Below are 14,739 nucleotides of genomic sequence, written 5' to 3' on the forward strand. Positions count from 1 at the left end.
GACAGACACACATCGATCAGCCGCTCGGAAACGAGCCTGCGGAGATTGAGTTCATGAAGATAGCCCTGAATTTTGCGAAGCGAATTGCCACGGCAATTCCGAGCATCATCGGTGTCGTCATCGTCACTTTCTTGCTGGCGCGCGCATTGCCCGGCGATGCGGCCGCCTATTACGCAGGCTCGTCGGCAACCCCGGAAAGCATTGCTCAGATTCGCACAGCCCTTGGGCTCGACAAGCCGCTTTGGTTTCAGTTTGGCGACTATGCATTCCGTCTCATGCACGGCGATCTTGGAACGTCACTTTCAAGCGGCCAGCCTGTGTTCCAGGATCTGGTGACGAGGCTGCCGGCGTCCATAGAGCTGACGCTTTGCGCTCTTCTCTTTGCAATGCTGATCGGATTGCCGCTCGGTATCGCGGCTGCCACGCGGCCTGGCAAGGCGGTGGACCACATCTGTCGTATCATCGTTTCGGTTGGCGCCGCGTTCCCGACCTTCTTTGTCGCCCTGGGCCTGGTCTACGTCTTCTATTTCAGGCTGGGCATCGCACCTGAACCTCTCGGTCGGCTGAACGATACCTACTTCAGCGTACCGCCGACCGTAACCGGGCTTTACCTCATAGATACTCTGCTCGCAGGCGACGTTGCCGCCTTCTGGGCTTCTTTCTCGCAACTGGTACTACCGTCGATCTCGCTTGGACTGTTCGCGCTTGCGCCGATCGCGCGCATCGCTCGGGCATCGATGCTGGCCTCACTCTCAAGCGATTTCTGTCGCACGGCGCGCGCCATGGGCCTCTCCCGAACGAGGATCGTCTACGGATATGGGCTGCGCAACGCCATGCTTCCGGTCGTCAACATCCTGGGGATGGTCTTTTCCTTCCTGCTCGGCGCCAACGTCCTGGTGGAGCAGGTCTTTGCATGGCCGGGGATCGGGGCATACGCGGTCAATGCGGTCATCACATCGGATTACGCCGCAGTCCAGGGTTTCGTGCTGATGATGGCGATCCTCTACATCCTCCTCAATCTGGCCGTCGACCTTACGGCAGCTGCAATCGATCCGAGGGTTCGTTACGATGGCTGAAACCTTATCCGCAAACACGCACATCAGCACTTTCTGGCGCGACGCCCGCCATATGGCCGGCGAAAATAAGCTGACGTTGTTTGCCGCACTGATCCTGCTGGCCTTTGTTGTCATTTCGCTACTTGCGCCCTGGGTCATCCCCTACGATCCGCTGGCGGTCGACACATCTGCCGCATTGAAACCTCCAAGCCTTGCCCATCTCTTCGGTACGGACGCGCTTGGCCGCGACATCTTGAGCCGGGTCGCCATTGCCACGCGGCTAGATATAGGCATGGCGATTGGAGCCGTGGCGCTATCATTCATCGTTGGAACAGCAATTGGCGCGATCGCCGGTTATTTCGGCAGCTGGACCGATACCATCATCAGCCGCTTCATGGATACGATCATGGCGTTCCCGCTCTTCGTTCTGGCCATGGGCATCGTTGCTGCCCTCGGCAACAGCGTCGAGAACATCGTGCTGGCAACCGCGATCATCAACCTGCCATTCTATTCGCGCTTCGCCCGCAGCGAGGTCAACGTCCGGCGGGACATGACCTTCGTCGAGGCAGCCCGGATGGGTGGCAACCGCTCGTTCCGGCTGCTTGCCTTTCATATCGTGCCCAACATCCTGCCGACCATGATGGTCCAAGGATCCCTCAATCTCGGCTGGGCTATCCTCAACGCGGCAGGACTTTCCTTCATTGGCCTGGGCGTGCGTCCACCGACGCCGGAATGGGGGATCATGGTGTCCGAGGGTGCGTCCTACATCTTCTCCGGCGAGTGGTGGACCTTCCTCTTTCCCGGCGCAGCATTGGTCATCACCGTCTTCTGCTTCAACCTGATCGGTGACGGCCTCAGAGACATAATCGACCCCAGGAGGCGGACATGAGTGTACCCCTGCTATCCGTGAAGAACCTCAGTGTGAATTTTCGCACCCGCTCGGGCACGGTCAAGGTTCTCGACGACATCACCTTTTCTCTCGGCAAGGGTGAGGTACTGGGGATCGTCGGCGAAAGCGGCTCGGGGAAGTCGGTGCTTTCCTATGCGCTGATGGGGCTTCTCGACGACAATGCCGAGATCAAGGCGGACGCCATCGAATTCGGCGGCATTGACCTTTCCGGACCGAACTCCCCGCTTGCTTCCATCCGCGGCCGCGAGCTGTCTATGATATTCCAGAGCCCACGTACGGCACTCAATCCGATCATGCGGGTTGGTCGCCAGATCGAGGATGTTCTGAGGCGGCACGGCCCGGTATCCAGGGCAAACTCAAGAGCCGCGGCCATAGCCGCGCTGGCGCGCGTGCAAATCCCGGATCCGGAAAGACGATACAATGCCTATCCATTCGAGCTGTCCGGCGGCATGTGCCAGCGGGTGATGATCGCGATGGCGCTTTCATGCTCGCCCTCCCTCCTAATCGCCGACGAGCCAACCACCGGGCTCGATGTAACAACGCAGGCCGTGGTCATGGATTTGATGCGCGATCTGGTGCAGGAAACCAGAATGTCGGCGATACTGATCACTCACGATCTGGCGCTGGCCGGTGAATATTGCGACCGGATCGTCGTCATGCACGCGGGCCATATGGTCGAAGCGGCTCCAGCCGACGAATTGCAGTCGCATTTTGCCCATCCCTACACTCGCGGGCTTTTCGCAGCCACGCCAACCGCCCGCACGGAGCTTCAAGATCTGGCCTCGATACCCGGAAGCCTTCCTGATCTGAGAGGCGACCTGCCCGCCTGTCGATTTCTGTATCGCTGCGACAGACGCAAGACGGACTGCGAAGCAGGACCTATCCCGCTCGAACTGTTGGGCAATGATCACTCCGTTCGCTGCAGGCACCCGCTATGACAGTTTCCCTTGCTCCTCTGATACAGGTTCGCGGCGTGTCGAAGCGCTATCCCGTTGGCGCGATGCGTCGCAAGATGCTGCATGCAGTCGATGAGGTCGATCTGACGATTGCCGAAGGCGAATCTATTGGCCTGGTCGGTGAATCCGGTTGTGGGAAGTCGACTCTGGCTCGCGTGCTTGCACGCCTGATCGACCCAACTGAAGGAGAGATCACCCTCTCCGGCGTTGACGTCGGAGCCATGCCTGCGAAGACGTTCGGCGGGTCGCCGCTCAGGCGCGATATCCAGGTTGTCTTTCAAGATCCGACGGAGAGCCTCAACCCCGGCTTTACCGTATTCCAGGCGATCGCCGACCCCCTGAAGCAGCTCGTCGGTGGCTCAAGTCAACAGATTGCCGAGATGGTCCTTGCGGCCCTAGATGATGTCGGCTTGCCACGAGAATATGGGAGCCGCTATCCCCACCAGTTGTCGGGCGGGCAAAAGGCTCGCGTCGGCATCGCTCGGGCGATTGCCGTCAAGCCAAAGCTGCTTGTTCTGGATGAACCAACCTCGGCACTCGATGTTTCGGTTCAGTCCCTAATCCTGCATTTACTGGCGAAACTGCAAAAGCAGCGAAACATGAGCTACCTGTTCGTGTCGCACGATCTGAATGTCGTGCGCCTGCTCTGCGATAAAATCGCAGTGATGTATCTCGGTCGCATCGTCGAGTTCGGCCCGTCGAAGTCCGTCTTTTACGAACCGGGGCATCCCTATACCCGTGCGCTTATCGACGCTATCCCGGATCCCGAACGCAAGAACACGCCGCGCGCCAAGCTCGAAGGCTCGGCATCGAGCCCGATCGACCCAAATCAGAGCGCTTGCCGCTTCGCTGGGCGCTGTCCGGTGGAGGTACCCATGTGCAGCCAGGCCATGCCGCCGTTGATTGCTCGCGACGGAGACCGGCTTGTGGCATGCCATCGAGCCGACGAATTGGCAAAGCTGCCATCAACCGAAACGGGGGCAAGCCCTCCATGACGCGGATTTTGCTGTTCAATCCAAACACGTCCGCAGATGTGACGGATCACCTCGTTCGAGCGGCAAACCAATCGCTTTCTCCGGGCTCCGAACTCATACCAGTGACGGCTCCGCGCGGTGTTCCATACATCGCCACAAGGGCGGAGGCCGTAATCGCGTCCAGTATTGTGCTGGAGGTTCTTGCCGAGCGAGAAGGCAGCTTCGACGTCGCGATTGTCGCCGCGTTCGGGGATCCGGGTCTTGGCGGAGCGCGCGAACTGATGTCGGTTCCGGTGATAGGGTTGGCGGAAGCGGCTATGCTCAGCGCCTGCATGCTCGGCCGACGCTTCTCCATTGTCTCCTTCTCGGCCGCGCTCGGCCCGTGGTTCAGAGAATGCGTGGCAATGCATGGCCTCCTGGACAGGCTCGCGAGCATAAGGCTGCTCGATGGCAAGTTCGCGTCGCTGGCAAACGTTCAGGACGAAAAAGAAGAGTTCCTCATCGAGCTCGCACTGAGCGCCATCGAAGAGGATGAGGCAGACGTCATCATTCTTGCGGGCGCGCCGCTTGCCGGTCTTGCCGCCCGCGTTCGTGATCGCATCCCGGTACCAGTCGTCGAGTCAGTGGTTGCGGCCGTCAAACAGGCAGAGCTCCTCGTTGCTCTCAACCCGAAGAAGGCATCTGCCGGCACTTTCCGTCGGCCCGACCCAAAAAGCTCGCGTGGCCTGTCCCCGGCGCTTGAACGGCTCTTGATGGCCGAACCCCTCGAGACAGGATCATGAACCGAAACATTCTCTTATCAGGAGGCTTCCATGCTTATCGATGAATATCCGACGATGCCGGCTCGCCTGATCGCGCAAAAGGTCTCGGCCGGCGCGGTCTCCGCGCGAGCTGTTCTGGATGCCGCTTTTGCAGCACTCGACAAAGTGGAGCCAATCATCCACGCCTTCGCGACGCTGGCTCGAGAAGAGGCCTACGCCACTGCCGCCGCACTCGATGAGCGGATTGCGCGCGGCGAGCCTGTCGGCCCGCTGGCCGGCGTACCCGTTGCCATCAAGGACCTTGTGCTCACGAAGGGGTTGAGAACCACATTTGGCTCCAATCTCTACGCCGACTATATTCCGGATGCAGACGACATCGTCGTCGAGCGCCTGAAAGCGGCCGATGCCATCATCCTCGGCAAGACCAACGTTTCGGAATTCGGCTTTGGCGCCCACGGCAACAATCTCCTGTTTCCGGCAACTGGCAATCCCTGGAATTCCGAACGTTCGCCAGGCGGCTCAAGTGCTGGTTCGGCTGCCGCCGTTGCGGCCGGTGTTTGCCCAATCGCCATCGGCAGCGACGGCGGCGGCTCCGTCCGTCTTCCGGCAGCACTTTCTGGATTGGTCGGCGTCAAGGCAGCGATGGGCCGCGTTCCCCTATGGCCCGGCTGCCGCGACATATCGCTTCCCGGAGTATCCGGCTGGGAGTCGATAGAGCACATCGGGCCGATAGCAAGGGATGTGGCCGATGCCGCGCTTATGCTGTCCGTTATCGCCGGCCCCGACCCGCGCGATCGCTGGTCCATTCCCTGCTCCGACGTCTCATGGACGGATATCGCACCACTGTCGCGCGGTTCCAGAGTTCTTTATTGGCCGACCTGGCATGATCAGGCGATCGAAATGAAATTGAGCGAAGCGACTGACAAGGCGGTGAAAATAGTCGCCGAAGCCTGCGGCCTCGATCTTACTATCGGCGTACCTCCCGAAATCGACGTCCATGCGACATTCAAAACCATGGTGGCCCTGGAAACCGATCTTACCGGCATGCGGGCGCTGCTCGCGGAAAAGCCGTTGCCAGTCTCGAAGGCTGTCACGGCTCTTCTTGCGGAATCCCGACCGTTCGAAGACGCGACCGACGCGATCACCGCCCGAAAAGCCTTTGCCGACCAGATCGCCAAAATCATGAGCCGCTATGATTTCATTCTGACGCCGACGCTATCCGTTACCGCCTTTGCAAAGGACCAGGACGGCCCTTCGGAAATCGATGGGAATCCGATCGCACCCTATGAGTGGTGCCCGTTCACCTCACCGTTCAATCTGACAGGGCAGCCGGCTGCGAGTGTGCCATGTGGCTTGGTCGACGGGCTACCGATCGGCCTGCAGATTGTCGGTCGTCATCTCGCTGACGCGCAGGTGCTATCTGCTGCCGCAACGTTCGAGGCAGTACTTCCGCCGATTGGGCGGCCACCGATCCATGCCTAGTTCTCATTTCCAGGAAACATCCGTGAATCCACTTCGCATCGGGATGCTTACTCCCTCGTCAAATACCGTCCTTGAACCCGTCACAATGCAGATGCTCAAGGATCTGCCTGATGTGACGGCACATTTCTCCCGTTTCCGGGTGACAGCCATCGGACTTGATCAGGCGGCCCTCAGCCAGTTCGATGACCGCCCGATGATGACGGCGGCAGAACTACTGGCCGACGCCAAGGTCGATGTCATTGTCTGGAACGGGACAAGTGCCGGATGGCTCGGCCTCGACAGCGACCGATTGCTCTGTGAGCGCATAACGCAGGCAACAGGCGTAAGGGCTTCGACCTCGGTGCTTGCGCTATTCGATGTCATGCGACAGCGAAACGAGCGTCGGATTGGCCTGGCAACTCCCTATACCTCCGACGTACAGGCTGCGATCATCAAATCGTTCGCCAACGAAGGTGTCGAGATTATCTGCGAACGACATCAGGGCATCAGAGATAATTTTAGCTTTAGTCAAGTAACGGCTGAGACCATCACCGAGATGATTTCGGAGCTTGTTCCGTCACAGCCGGATTCGATCGCCGTGTTCTGCACGAACCTTGCCGGCGCCCCGCTCGTCAATCTGCTTGAACAGACTTACGGCATCGCAATCCATGATAGTGTGGCGACAGCGATCTACGGTGCTATGTCGACAGTTGGATATGACCTTACCCAGGTTTCGGGTTTTGGAAAGATGTTCGCTCAAGCTTAGAATCCCGACATCAAAGGTCGGTCGCGCGTTCTACCGCGCGATCGATCTTCAGCGGATCAAACAATCTGCGAGATAGCCCTTGAGCCGCACTGATCCCTGGTCTTGATGACTAATTGAAAGTCAAGGAATGACTAATTGAAATCAACACGGCGGCTAATTGAAACCTGAGCCCAATAAAGGTGGCACGTCAGGTTGCGGCATGAGGGCGGCGAAAGGCCACGTGGGCACTGCTGAACCTTCGCTGATTGGTCACCGGAACTGATCTAGCTGATCCTCACGGAGGGATATCGCAAGAGCAAAGCGAAAGCAAAATCGTGCATATCTTTATCACGCCGCCAAACCGGCCAGCTTCTAACAACCGGAGGGAATGCAAGGTCTTGAAGGGATGTGAACTGTCGACCCGAGACGTCCACTATTCTAAGCCATTGAAAAGGAACGATCCAACGGCCCGCGAGACACGGCATCGCTCTGAATCTGATCAGAAATTGTCCGTGCTGGATGGTAAATAGTAATTATGGAACTTCTCTATTCGGCGTGTTGAAGTCAAGTGCCGTCGAGCCTTCCAATCTCACCGGTATCTGACGTTCACGGAGCCTTGCTTCTCTTCGGGATTGGGTTTTGCCCCTGGCGCGCCTAACCAATGAGTTGTCAATTAAAAATTGAGCCGACCTTATCCGTTCGTCTTTTTCAACGCGCTGTGTGCACTCTCAGTCAAAACTGATTGCAGAAGTGGACGCGACGGCTCCGGCACTTTCGGCCATGATACCCCTCAAGGATGAGAGGAGACATCATGCGTTTCAAGAACAACACAGCCTTGGTCACGGGCGGAGGAACTGGAATCGGAGCGGCGGTGGCGCGCCGCATTCGATCGGAGGGTGGCAATGTCGCACTCCTGGGGCGACGTCCGGAGCCACTTCATGCGATTGCCGAGGAGATCGGTGCTGCCGTCGTTGCGGCCGACGCAGCGGACAGCGCCAGCATGAAAGCCGCCGTCGTAACGGTCGTCGAGACGTTCGGCGGACTGGATATCCTCGTTGCCAATGCTGGCGGTCATGGCGTCGGCCCCACGATCAGCATGTCGGACGAGACCTGGGATTTGGCCATTAGGCTCAATCTAAATACGGCCTTCGTCAGTGCGCGCGAGACGCTCCCGCACCTGATCGAGAGCAAAGGCAATATCGTCGTGCTCGCCTCGATCGCCGGTCTTTTCGCCGGTCCCGATGCCGCAGGCTACGTTACGATGAAGCATGGCTGTATCGGTCTGGCGAAGTCGCTTGCCCGAGACTATGGCCGTTTTGGCGTGAGGACCAACACCGTTTGCCCCGGCTGGGTGACGACAGCAATGGCCGACGAGCAAATGGAATTCATCGTGGAAAAATTCAAGCTGAAGAACATCGAGGAGGCCTATGCCCTGGTGACGAAAGACGTTCCGCTTGGGCGCCCGGCCACGGCCGAAGATGTCGCCAATGCTGTCTGCTTCCTGGCATCGACGGAAGCGGCGATGATCAACGGCGCCATACTGACGGTCGACGGCGGAGCCGGAACTGTCGATCTGCCCACGCTCGCATTCGCCGAACACTGAGGAGGAAACATCATGAATCAGAATCCGAAAGACTGGAAAACCTACGATCAGTTTGCATACGGGATCGACACCAACCGTTTGCCGGCGACGAATGCCCTTTCCGGCTCATCCCACAAGATTGCTTTTGACGACGGCCGCAAGCTTGATCTCGTCTTCTCGAAGGGGAAGGTCCAGTGGTCGGACGGCGAAGACGGGGCGACCGAAAAGGTCGAAGTCATCGAGGTCGCGCCCAACACCTTTTTCGTCGAGATCATCTTCGCGGGGCGCCCCAAGGAAGCCGAAACCTTGATCCTCAATGTCTCCAGCCGCCGCGTTCTCTCGATCTATTCGATTGTGCGCGAAAAGGAGCAAACCTTGGGCGAACCGCAGGTGGGCCAGATTTTTCGGCCAGGCATCATTGAAGGCGGTGCGGTCAGCGGACCGATACCGGTCGAAAGCCGTGATCTGATCGGGCTGAGGGCCCATTTCACTTATAGCCCGAACCACGTCTACGAACACACTTACCTCTCGTCGCAGCGCTATGCATGGCAGTGCCTGATCGGCGTTCAGCGTGGCCACGGCGACGTCGACCTGACCACCACCTACAAGTTCGACGAGGACCAATACATCTTCACGTTCCGCGAATTCAAGATCGCGGTCGCGTCGACATTCTTCTACAATTTCAAGGATATGCGTTCGACCGGCAAGTTCCTCGGCATCACCGGCGACGGCCATATCCAGAACTCCCCGGCCGGCGCCTTCATACGCAAGGCATCGATGACATACTATCTTCCCGGTCAGGAACCGGTCTGAGAGGAACGGCAATGCGCACAGCATATGATATCGTGAAGGCACACTACGATGCCAACGAACGCCGGGATATGGACGGCATGCTTGCCGACATAGCGCCAGACTGCCGATGGACGGAGATGGATGGCTTTCCCTGCGCCGGCACCTATGTCGGCCCGCAAGAGGTTTTCAAGAACGTCTTCCAGGCGCTGGGTGGCCTCTTCGAGGGCTATAACTTCAAGCTGGACCGACTGCTGGACGCCGGCAGCGACGTGATCGGCATCGGCGATTATGCCGGAACTCACAAGGAGACCGGGAAGCCCTTCAGGGCGCGTGTCGTCCATGTCTGGGGCGTCGCGGACGGCAAGATCAGGCGCTTCGAGCAGTTTACCGATACGCTGCGTGTGGCGGAAGCAATGAAGTGAACGCGAAGGCGGCCGCGTGACAAGAAGGGTCGGATCTCACGGTGCCTCGACCCTTCGCCATTCGGATGGCGAAAGCGCGTAGCGGCCACGAAACGCCCGCGAGAAATGAGCGCTCGAAGAGAAGCCGAGCGCAAAGGCAATCTCGGAGATTTCGCCCGGACGGCATGTTGCGTCCCGTAGCCGGGACGCGGCTTTCTCCAACCGCAGGCTCCAGATATAGTCGGCGGGCGTCGTCCCCTCGATCTCGAACGCACGATAGACATACCGCACGGAACACCCCATCCGGCGGGCAATCATACCGACATCGAGATCCGGCCGCGAAACATTATCCGAGACGAAGTCCTTCACTCGCCGCCTTAGCAAATCGAGGGAATGGGCGCTTGATCGCTCATGCCGCTGATCGGCGCCAATCATCGTTCGAACGAGTTCGATCATCGTCTGGCCGAGGCTTGCGCGCGTTGTGTCGTCCAGCTCCCCGATCTCCCGGATTGTCGAATCCATCAGCGACAGCAGGATGCGCCGCATCCCCGCGTGCTCGGGCATCGCGACAAACGGCTCCGTTAGCCGGATAACCGCTGCGGCCGGCAAAGCGCGGCGGGGCAATTGCAGGAGGAGCAGACGAACAGCCGTGCTATTGGTCAGCATATAGGGGCGGCTCGGATCGTAAATGACCACAGCATCGGCGCCAATGGGAGCATTGCGGCCATTTTGGATGAGGGAGGAGCGACCGTGTGTCTGGATAATCAGTTTGATGGCGTCGGGATTGTCCGAGCCGAGGGCCACCCGTTCGCCGAAGACGGTATGCGTATCCGCTTCCAGCCGTGTCAGGCGACAGGAACCAAGCATTGCCGACACCAGTCGGCTCTTCTCTTCATTGCCACATTGAAAATCAAGCCGCACATTGCCGAACAAACTGCGGGCAACGCCGGCGAGATCCCTCCCCCTAGCAACTTCGACGGATGGGAAAAACGATACCATGATGCCCTCCTCATGAGATCAGATAGCCGCCGTCGACCGGCAGGCAGACGCCGGTTATGTAAGCCGCTGCCTCCGACGAGAGGAAGACGATCGCGTCGGCGACCTCCGCCGCCTCGCCCCATCGCCCGGCCGGTATGCGGTTACGTATTGGTGTCGAGACGACCTCATCGGCAAACAAGGCGCGACTGAGCGGCGTTACGATCCAGCCCGGAGCAACAGCATTGACGCGAATATTCGCCGCCGCATATTCCTGCGCCAGAGACTTGGTCAATTGCACGATCGCTCCCTTGCTCGCCGAATAGCCCGGCCGATCGGCTGCGCCGAAAGTCGAATACATGGAGGCGATATTGATGATGGACGATCCAGCCTTCATCCTGCCACGGCTCAAGCGGCAGCAATCCATGACGGACGTCAGGTTGATCGCGATCACCTCGTCGAACTTATCTTTCTGCCATTCGTCGCGATCGCGACTGACGCCGGTACAGTTTACGAGGACATCGATCTGATCGAGAGTTGCAAAGAAATCATCGAGAGCACCGGGCTGAAGCACATTGACGTCCCGGCTCTCGATCCGCTCGCTGCGTGGCCCGCCGGAGGCGCCAAGGCCGCAGCAGACAACCCGGGCGCCGAGTCCGACAAAACGCTCAGCCGTAGCAGCCCCGATGCCTGATGTTCCACCAGGGATGACGACCGTGCGGCCGACAAAAAGATCATGGGCAAAGGTCATCATCACTCCTTGAGATCAACTGGCAAGATAGGCGCCATGAAGGATTTCGGGCTTGGCCTTCAATGTCGCGGAGGTGCCGTCATAGACCAGCCGGCCGCGTTCCATGACCATCGCATGGGCGGCAAGGTCGAGAGCGAGATTGGCGAACTGTTCGATCAGAAGGACGCCGATACCGCTTTGGGCTGCAATCTTCAACGCTTCCGCCAGTCGCTTGACGACGGCCGGCGCAAGCCCGAGCGAAAGCTCATCGACGATCATGAAGCGCGGCTTGGCGATGAATGCCTGCGCCATAGCAACCATCTGCTTCTGTCCCCCTGAGAGATCAGAAGCCAGTTGGCGTTTGCGCTGGGCGAGTTCCGGAAATATCTCATACGCTCTTTCCAGGCCATCGCGGCGGGCAGATGGCGATCCATCGAGAGCGGCGACGAGAATGTTGTCTTCCACCGAGAGCTGGCCGAGCACCCGATGCCCCTCCGGCACCAGCGCGATGCCGGTCCGGCGGATGCGATCTGGCGACAACCCATTCAGCGACACCTCGTCGAGCCTCATCGCGCCACCGACGGCCGGCAGGACGCCAGCAAGCGCCATGACGGTGCTGGACTTGCCGGCGCCATTGGCTCCCAGCAATGCCGTGATTTCTCCGCTCCGGATTGAAAAGGAGAGATCGTGAATGACCCGTTTACCGCCGCGCTCGACGACAAGATTTTCAACAACCACCGATGAGATCGCCGCCATCTCAGAATTCCCCCAGATAGGCGCGCCGGACATTCGGGTCGGCAAGCACGATTTCGGTCGGCCCCAGCGCCAGCAGCTTTCCGTAGTCGAGCACCATCGTCTCGCTGCACATGGCACGAATGAGCTCGACGTCATGGTCGATCACCAACACCTGCGCCCCGATTTCGCTCGGGATCCGCAACACGAGTTCCCGAAACATGTTCCCCTCTTCTTCGGTCAGGCCAGCCGCAGGCTCGTCCAACAGAATGAGTTTGGGATTTCCGATGACGCATTTGCCGAGTTCGACCAAACGGCGCTGGAAGAGATTGAGCGACTGGCCGAGCGTGTCGGCAACGCTTCGAAGACCGGTGAACACAAGTGCCGCATCGACCGCCGCAGCACGATGGAGCGGCGCCACCACATGATCGGCGATCGCCGCGAGATTGCTCGATACCGTCAAATCCTCCACGACCTGTTCGGTTTGGAAAGACCGGCGGAGCCCGGCGCGCACGCGCTGCAGCGGAGCCATCTTCAACAGCTGATCGCCATTCAGCGCGACGCTGCCTTGAACCGGCGTGACGAAGCCGGAGAGAACATTGAGGAGGGTCGTCTTCCCCGCGCCGTTCGGGCCGATCAGCCCGGCAACAGGTGCCGTGAGTGTCGCGGTCAATTCATTGATCGGCCTGAAGCCGCCGAACTGCACGACAAGATTGTCGATGGCGATCATCGCGCCCTCTCCTTTGTCGAACGGAATTGTAGTCTGGCGATGAGAGAGGCGATCTGCCCGGCAATACCGGCGGGCGCCGTTGCCAGTGCCTGGAACAGCGCGATACCGAAAATTCCGATCGTGACATAGCCATCGATACCGAGATCGGTCAGCAATGCCGGCACCGCACGTAGCAGCAGCCCGGCAATCAGCGCCCCATACCAGTTATAAGCGCCGCCGACGATGGCAAGTGCGAAGAGGTTCAAGCTCTCGAAAGCGCCAAAGGCGCGGCCATCGAGCTGGCCGACGTTTCCGGCGAGCAGCGCGCCGGCGATGCCTGCAAGGAAGCCGCTGAGCGCGAAGGCCCATGCCTTGTAGGTCAACACATTGACACCACTTGCGACGGCGACCGTTTCACCTTTGCGGATCAGGGCCCAGGCCCGTCCGGGTCGCCCCAGCTTGTGCCATTGCGCAATCAGCAGACCGATCGTCGCGGCAAGGCAGACATAGAGGAAATAGGCGACCGCTCCGTCGGCAATTTCGGGCCGGGAGAGCATGGCACGGCCGGAGCCGTCGGCCCGCCCGAGAAAACCGTCGCCGCCGTCGGGAAAGCCCCAGGCGCTGATGATGATCTGGAATGCGCCCGCCAGCATGAGCGTGACAAGGGCAAGATAGAGCCCCTTCAGACGCAGCGCGGGTAGGCCGAAGGCAAGGCCGACAACGGAAGCAACGACACCTCCGGCCAGCAGACTCACTTCGAATGGCGGGTGAAAGGCGTGACCGACGCGAAGCGTTACCCAGCCGCCGACCCCGACAAGTGCGAATTGGCAGAGCGAGACGAGACCAAGCTGACCATAGAGGATCGCCAGACCCGCGACCGAGAGCGAGAGCGCCACCGCCGACGTTGCCGCCGAGAGCCAGTAGGAATTGGCGAGGCACATGACCACAACTGCAAACACGGCCATCGTCGCGGGAATATTGAGAAGCTGTTTTGGAAAGCGCGCCATCAATACGCGCTCTGGCAATGCCTGCATTGTCTGTTGCGAAGTCATCATCGGTCCTTCAATACGGCCTTGGCCGTACTCCCCAAGATCGTGACCGCGACGAGCGCGATAATGAACGGTGCGGCCGCGCGATAGGGCGATATCCAGCCAAGCGGCGTGAGCGCTGCCTCGGCAATGCCGATCAGAAGCCCCGCGACGGCCGTTTCCCATAGCGAGCGCAGCTGGCCGAGAATTGCGGCAGCGATCGCCGGGATAACCAGCAGCGTCAGGAAGGTGCCCTGGAGGCGAACGAGGTCGGCAAGGAGCAGGCCGGCAAAACCGGCGAAAATACCGGTGATGATCCAGGCCGCCGTCTCGGTATAAAGAATGCGTACGCCGAGGATCGCGCTGAGGTCGCGGTCATTCGCCAAGGCTCGCATATCGAGACCGAGGCGTGTTCGGTTGAGCAGCAGCGTGATTGCGCCAACCATCACGACCGCAAGCAGGATGGCGATGATGCGTGTATAGGTCAGGCGCACGCCGAAGAGGGAAACGAACATCAGGTCGGTCGGAAATTGCAGGCGGCGGGGTAATTCGCCCCAGACGACGCCCATCAAGGCAATCAGCACCAGGGCCGGCGCCAGTGTCCCGACTGCACGCACGACGGTGTCGCGATGCGACAGCATGGGCGCGAAGATGCGTCCATAAAGGAAGCTTATGGCCGTGGATACGGCGACGGCGGCAAGGATGGCGACGGCAAGCGGCATCTTCCATTCGAGAAGCTGCCAGGCGCAATGCGCGCCGATCGCACCAAAAGCACCGAAGGCGAAGTTGAGGACACCGGTTGCCCGAAAGAGGATGACAAGGCCGACGCCCGACAGAGCATAGACGGCGCCGATGCCCAGCCCGGAAATGATAAATGGCAGAATGTTCATAGGTCGATCCTATCGGGCCGGACATGTCCCGCGGCTGC

The 14,739-nt window shown here is 59.7% G+C and carries 16 protein-coding genes; 10 read left to right on the plus strand and 6 right to left on the minus strand.

From position 1 onward, the window contains the following. Window positions 1–53: 53 nt before the first annotated feature. The 10 genes from AB6803_RS27410 (at window position 54) to AB6803_RS27455 (ending at window position 9,658) form a co-directional block, all read left to right on the plus strand. Entirely contained in the window at window positions 54–1,076 is a 1,023-nt protein-coding gene (locus AB6803_RS27410) for an ABC transporter permease (RefSeq protein WP_371111853.1), read from the plus strand. Then, window positions 1,069–1,944 carry an ABC transporter permease gene (locus AB6803_RS27415; RefSeq protein ID WP_371111854.1) on the plus strand — a complete coding sequence of 292 codons (876 nt, stop codon included), beginning with the start codon at window positions 1,069–1,071 and terminating at the stop codon, window positions 1,942–1,944. Before AB6803_RS27410 ends, AB6803_RS27415 begins: the two co-directional genes overlap by 8 nt. Beyond that, a complete protein-coding gene (locus AB6803_RS27420; RefSeq protein WP_371111855.1) occupies window positions 1,941–2,903 on the plus strand; it encodes an ABC transporter ATP-binding protein in 963 nt (320 codons plus the stop codon). The genes AB6803_RS27415 and AB6803_RS27420 overlap by 4 nt, the downstream gene beginning before the upstream one ends. Then, the gene (locus AB6803_RS27425) at window positions 2,900–3,916 is read left to right on the plus strand and encodes an oligopeptide/dipeptide ABC transporter ATP-binding protein (RefSeq protein ID WP_371111856.1); all 1,017 of its coding nucleotides are present in this window, start codon (window positions 2,900–2,902) and stop codon (window positions 3,914–3,916) included. The genes AB6803_RS27420 and AB6803_RS27425 overlap by 4 nt, the downstream gene beginning before the upstream one ends. After that, entirely contained in the window at window positions 3,913–4,677 is a 765-nt protein-coding gene (locus AB6803_RS27430; protein WP_371111857.1) for an aspartate/glutamate racemase family protein, read from the plus strand. The genes AB6803_RS27425 and AB6803_RS27430 overlap by 4 nt, the downstream gene beginning before the upstream one ends. Before the next feature lie 30 nt (window positions 4,678–4,707). After that, window positions 4,708–6,138 carry an amidase gene (locus AB6803_RS27435; protein ID WP_371111858.1) on the plus strand — a complete coding sequence of 477 codons (1,431 nt, stop codon included), beginning with the start codon at window positions 4,708–4,710 and terminating at the stop codon, window positions 6,136–6,138. Between the two features lie 43 nt (window positions 6,139–6,181). Continuing rightward, window positions 6,182–6,883 carry an Asp/Glu/hydantoin racemase gene (locus AB6803_RS27440; protein WP_371111916.1) on the plus strand — a complete coding sequence of 234 codons (702 nt, stop codon included), beginning with the start codon at window positions 6,182–6,184 and terminating at the stop codon, window positions 6,881–6,883. A gap of 790 nt (window positions 6,884–7,673) precedes the next feature. Beyond that, the gene (locus tag AB6803_RS27445) at window positions 7,674–8,465 is read left to right on the plus strand and encodes an SDR family NAD(P)-dependent oxidoreductase (protein WP_371111859.1); all 792 of its coding nucleotides are present in this window, start codon (window positions 7,674–7,676) and stop codon (window positions 8,463–8,465) included. A 12-nt stretch (window positions 8,466–8,477) separates the two neighbouring features. Next, window positions 8,478–9,257, plus strand: coding sequence for a MoaF C-terminal domain-containing protein (locus AB6803_RS27450; protein WP_371111860.1), 780 nt, complete (start codon window positions 8,478–8,480; stop codon window positions 9,255–9,257). Between the two features lie 11 nt (window positions 9,258–9,268). Further along, window positions 9,269–9,658: a nuclear transport factor 2 family protein gene (locus tag AB6803_RS27455; RefSeq protein WP_371111861.1), complete on the plus strand. Its 390-nt coding sequence runs from the start codon at window positions 9,269–9,271 to the stop codon at window positions 9,656–9,658. A gap of 36 nt (window positions 9,659–9,694) precedes the next feature. Here the strand turns inward: AB6803_RS27455 and AB6803_RS27460 are convergent, their stop codons facing one another. The 6 genes from AB6803_RS27460 to AB6803_RS27485 are packed head-to-tail and all read right to left on the minus strand — an operon-like array spanning window position 9,695 to window position 14,701. Further along, window positions 9,695–10,636, minus strand: coding sequence for a helix-turn-helix domain-containing protein (locus tag AB6803_RS27460; RefSeq protein WP_371111862.1), 942 nt, complete (start codon window positions 10,634–10,636; stop codon window positions 9,695–9,697). A 10-nt stretch (window positions 10,637–10,646) separates the two neighbouring features. Continuing rightward, complete coding sequence (locus tag AB6803_RS27465; protein ID WP_371111863.1) at window positions 10,647–11,366, minus strand: SDR family NAD(P)-dependent oxidoreductase; 720 nt, start codon at window positions 11,364–11,366, stop codon at window positions 10,647–10,649. 12 nt (window positions 11,367–11,378) lie between these two features. Then, entirely contained in the window at window positions 11,379–12,098 is a 720-nt protein-coding gene (locus tag AB6803_RS27470; protein WP_371111864.1) for an ABC transporter ATP-binding protein, read from the minus strand. Window position 12,099: 1 nt separating this feature from the next. Further along, entirely contained in the window at window positions 12,100–12,804 is a 705-nt protein-coding gene (locus tag AB6803_RS27475) for an ABC transporter ATP-binding protein (protein ID WP_371111865.1), read from the minus strand. After that, on the minus strand, window positions 12,801–13,838 hold the full coding sequence (locus AB6803_RS27480; protein ID WP_371111866.1) for a branched-chain amino acid ABC transporter permease: 1,038 nt from the start codon (window positions 13,836–13,838) through the stop codon (window positions 12,801–12,803). The genes AB6803_RS27475 and AB6803_RS27480 overlap by 4 nt, the downstream gene beginning before the upstream one ends. Continuing rightward, complete coding sequence (locus AB6803_RS27485) at window positions 13,835–14,701, minus strand: branched-chain amino acid ABC transporter permease (protein ID WP_371111867.1); 867 nt, start codon at window positions 14,699–14,701, stop codon at window positions 13,835–13,837. Before AB6803_RS27485 ends, AB6803_RS27480 begins: the two co-directional genes overlap by 4 nt. Window positions 14,702–14,739: the final 38 nt, after the last annotated feature.

This window comes from Rhizobium sp. RCC_161_2 (assembly GCF_041355235.1).
GTDB lineage: Bacteria > Pseudomonadota > Alphaproteobacteria > Rhizobiales > Rhizobiaceae > Rhizobium.

Coding starts and splice junctions, on each gene's coding strand:
- AB6803_RS27410 (WP_371111853.1), top strand. CDS start 54: ATGAAGATAGCCCTGAATTTTGCGAAGCGAATTGCCACGGCAATTCCG.
- AB6803_RS27415 (WP_371111854.1), top strand. CDS start 1,069: ATGGCTGAAACCTTATCCGCAAACACGCACATCAGCACTTTCTGGCGC.
- AB6803_RS27420 (WP_371111855.1), top strand. CDS start 1,941: ATGAGTGTACCCCTGCTATCCGTGAAGAACCTCAGTGTGAATTTTCGC.
- AB6803_RS27425 (WP_371111856.1), top strand. CDS start 2,900: ATGACAGTTTCCCTTGCTCCTCTGATACAGGTTCGCGGCGTGTCGAAG.
- AB6803_RS27430 (WP_371111857.1), top strand. CDS start 3,913: ATGACGCGGATTTTGCTGTTCAATCCAAACACGTCCGCAGATGTGACG.
- AB6803_RS27435 (WP_371111858.1), top strand. CDS start 4,708: ATGCTTATCGATGAATATCCGACGATGCCGGCTCGCCTGATCGCGCAA.
- AB6803_RS27440 (WP_371111916.1), top strand. CDS start 6,182: ATGCTTACTCCCTCGTCAAATACCGTCCTTGAACCCGTCACAATGCAG.
- AB6803_RS27445 (WP_371111859.1), top strand. CDS start 7,674: ATGCGTTTCAAGAACAACACAGCCTTGGTCACGGGCGGAGGAACTGGA.
- AB6803_RS27450 (WP_371111860.1), top strand. CDS start 8,478: ATGAATCAGAATCCGAAAGACTGGAAAACCTACGATCAGTTTGCATAC.
- AB6803_RS27455 (WP_371111861.1), top strand. CDS start 9,269: ATGCGCACAGCATATGATATCGTGAAGGCACACTACGATGCCAACGAA.
- AB6803_RS27460 (WP_371111862.1), bottom strand. CDS start 10,636: ATGGTATCGTTTTTCCCATCCGTCGAAGTTGCTAGGGGGAGGGATCTC.
- AB6803_RS27465 (WP_371111863.1), bottom strand. CDS start 11,366: ATGATGACCTTTGCCCATGATCTTTTTGTCGGCCGCACGGTCGTCATC.
- AB6803_RS27470 (WP_371111864.1), bottom strand. CDS start 12,098: ATGGCGGCGATCTCATCGGTGGTTGTTGAAAATCTTGTCGTCGAGCGC.
- AB6803_RS27475 (WP_371111865.1), bottom strand. CDS start 12,804: ATGATCGCCATCGACAATCTTGTCGTGCAGTTCGGCGGCTTCAGGCCG.
- AB6803_RS27480 (WP_371111866.1), bottom strand. CDS start 13,838: ATGATGACTTCGCAACAGACAATGCAGGCATTGCCAGAGCGCGTATTG.
- AB6803_RS27485 (WP_371111867.1), bottom strand. CDS start 14,701: ATGAACATTCTGCCATTTATCATTTCCGGGCTGGGCATCGGCGCCGTC.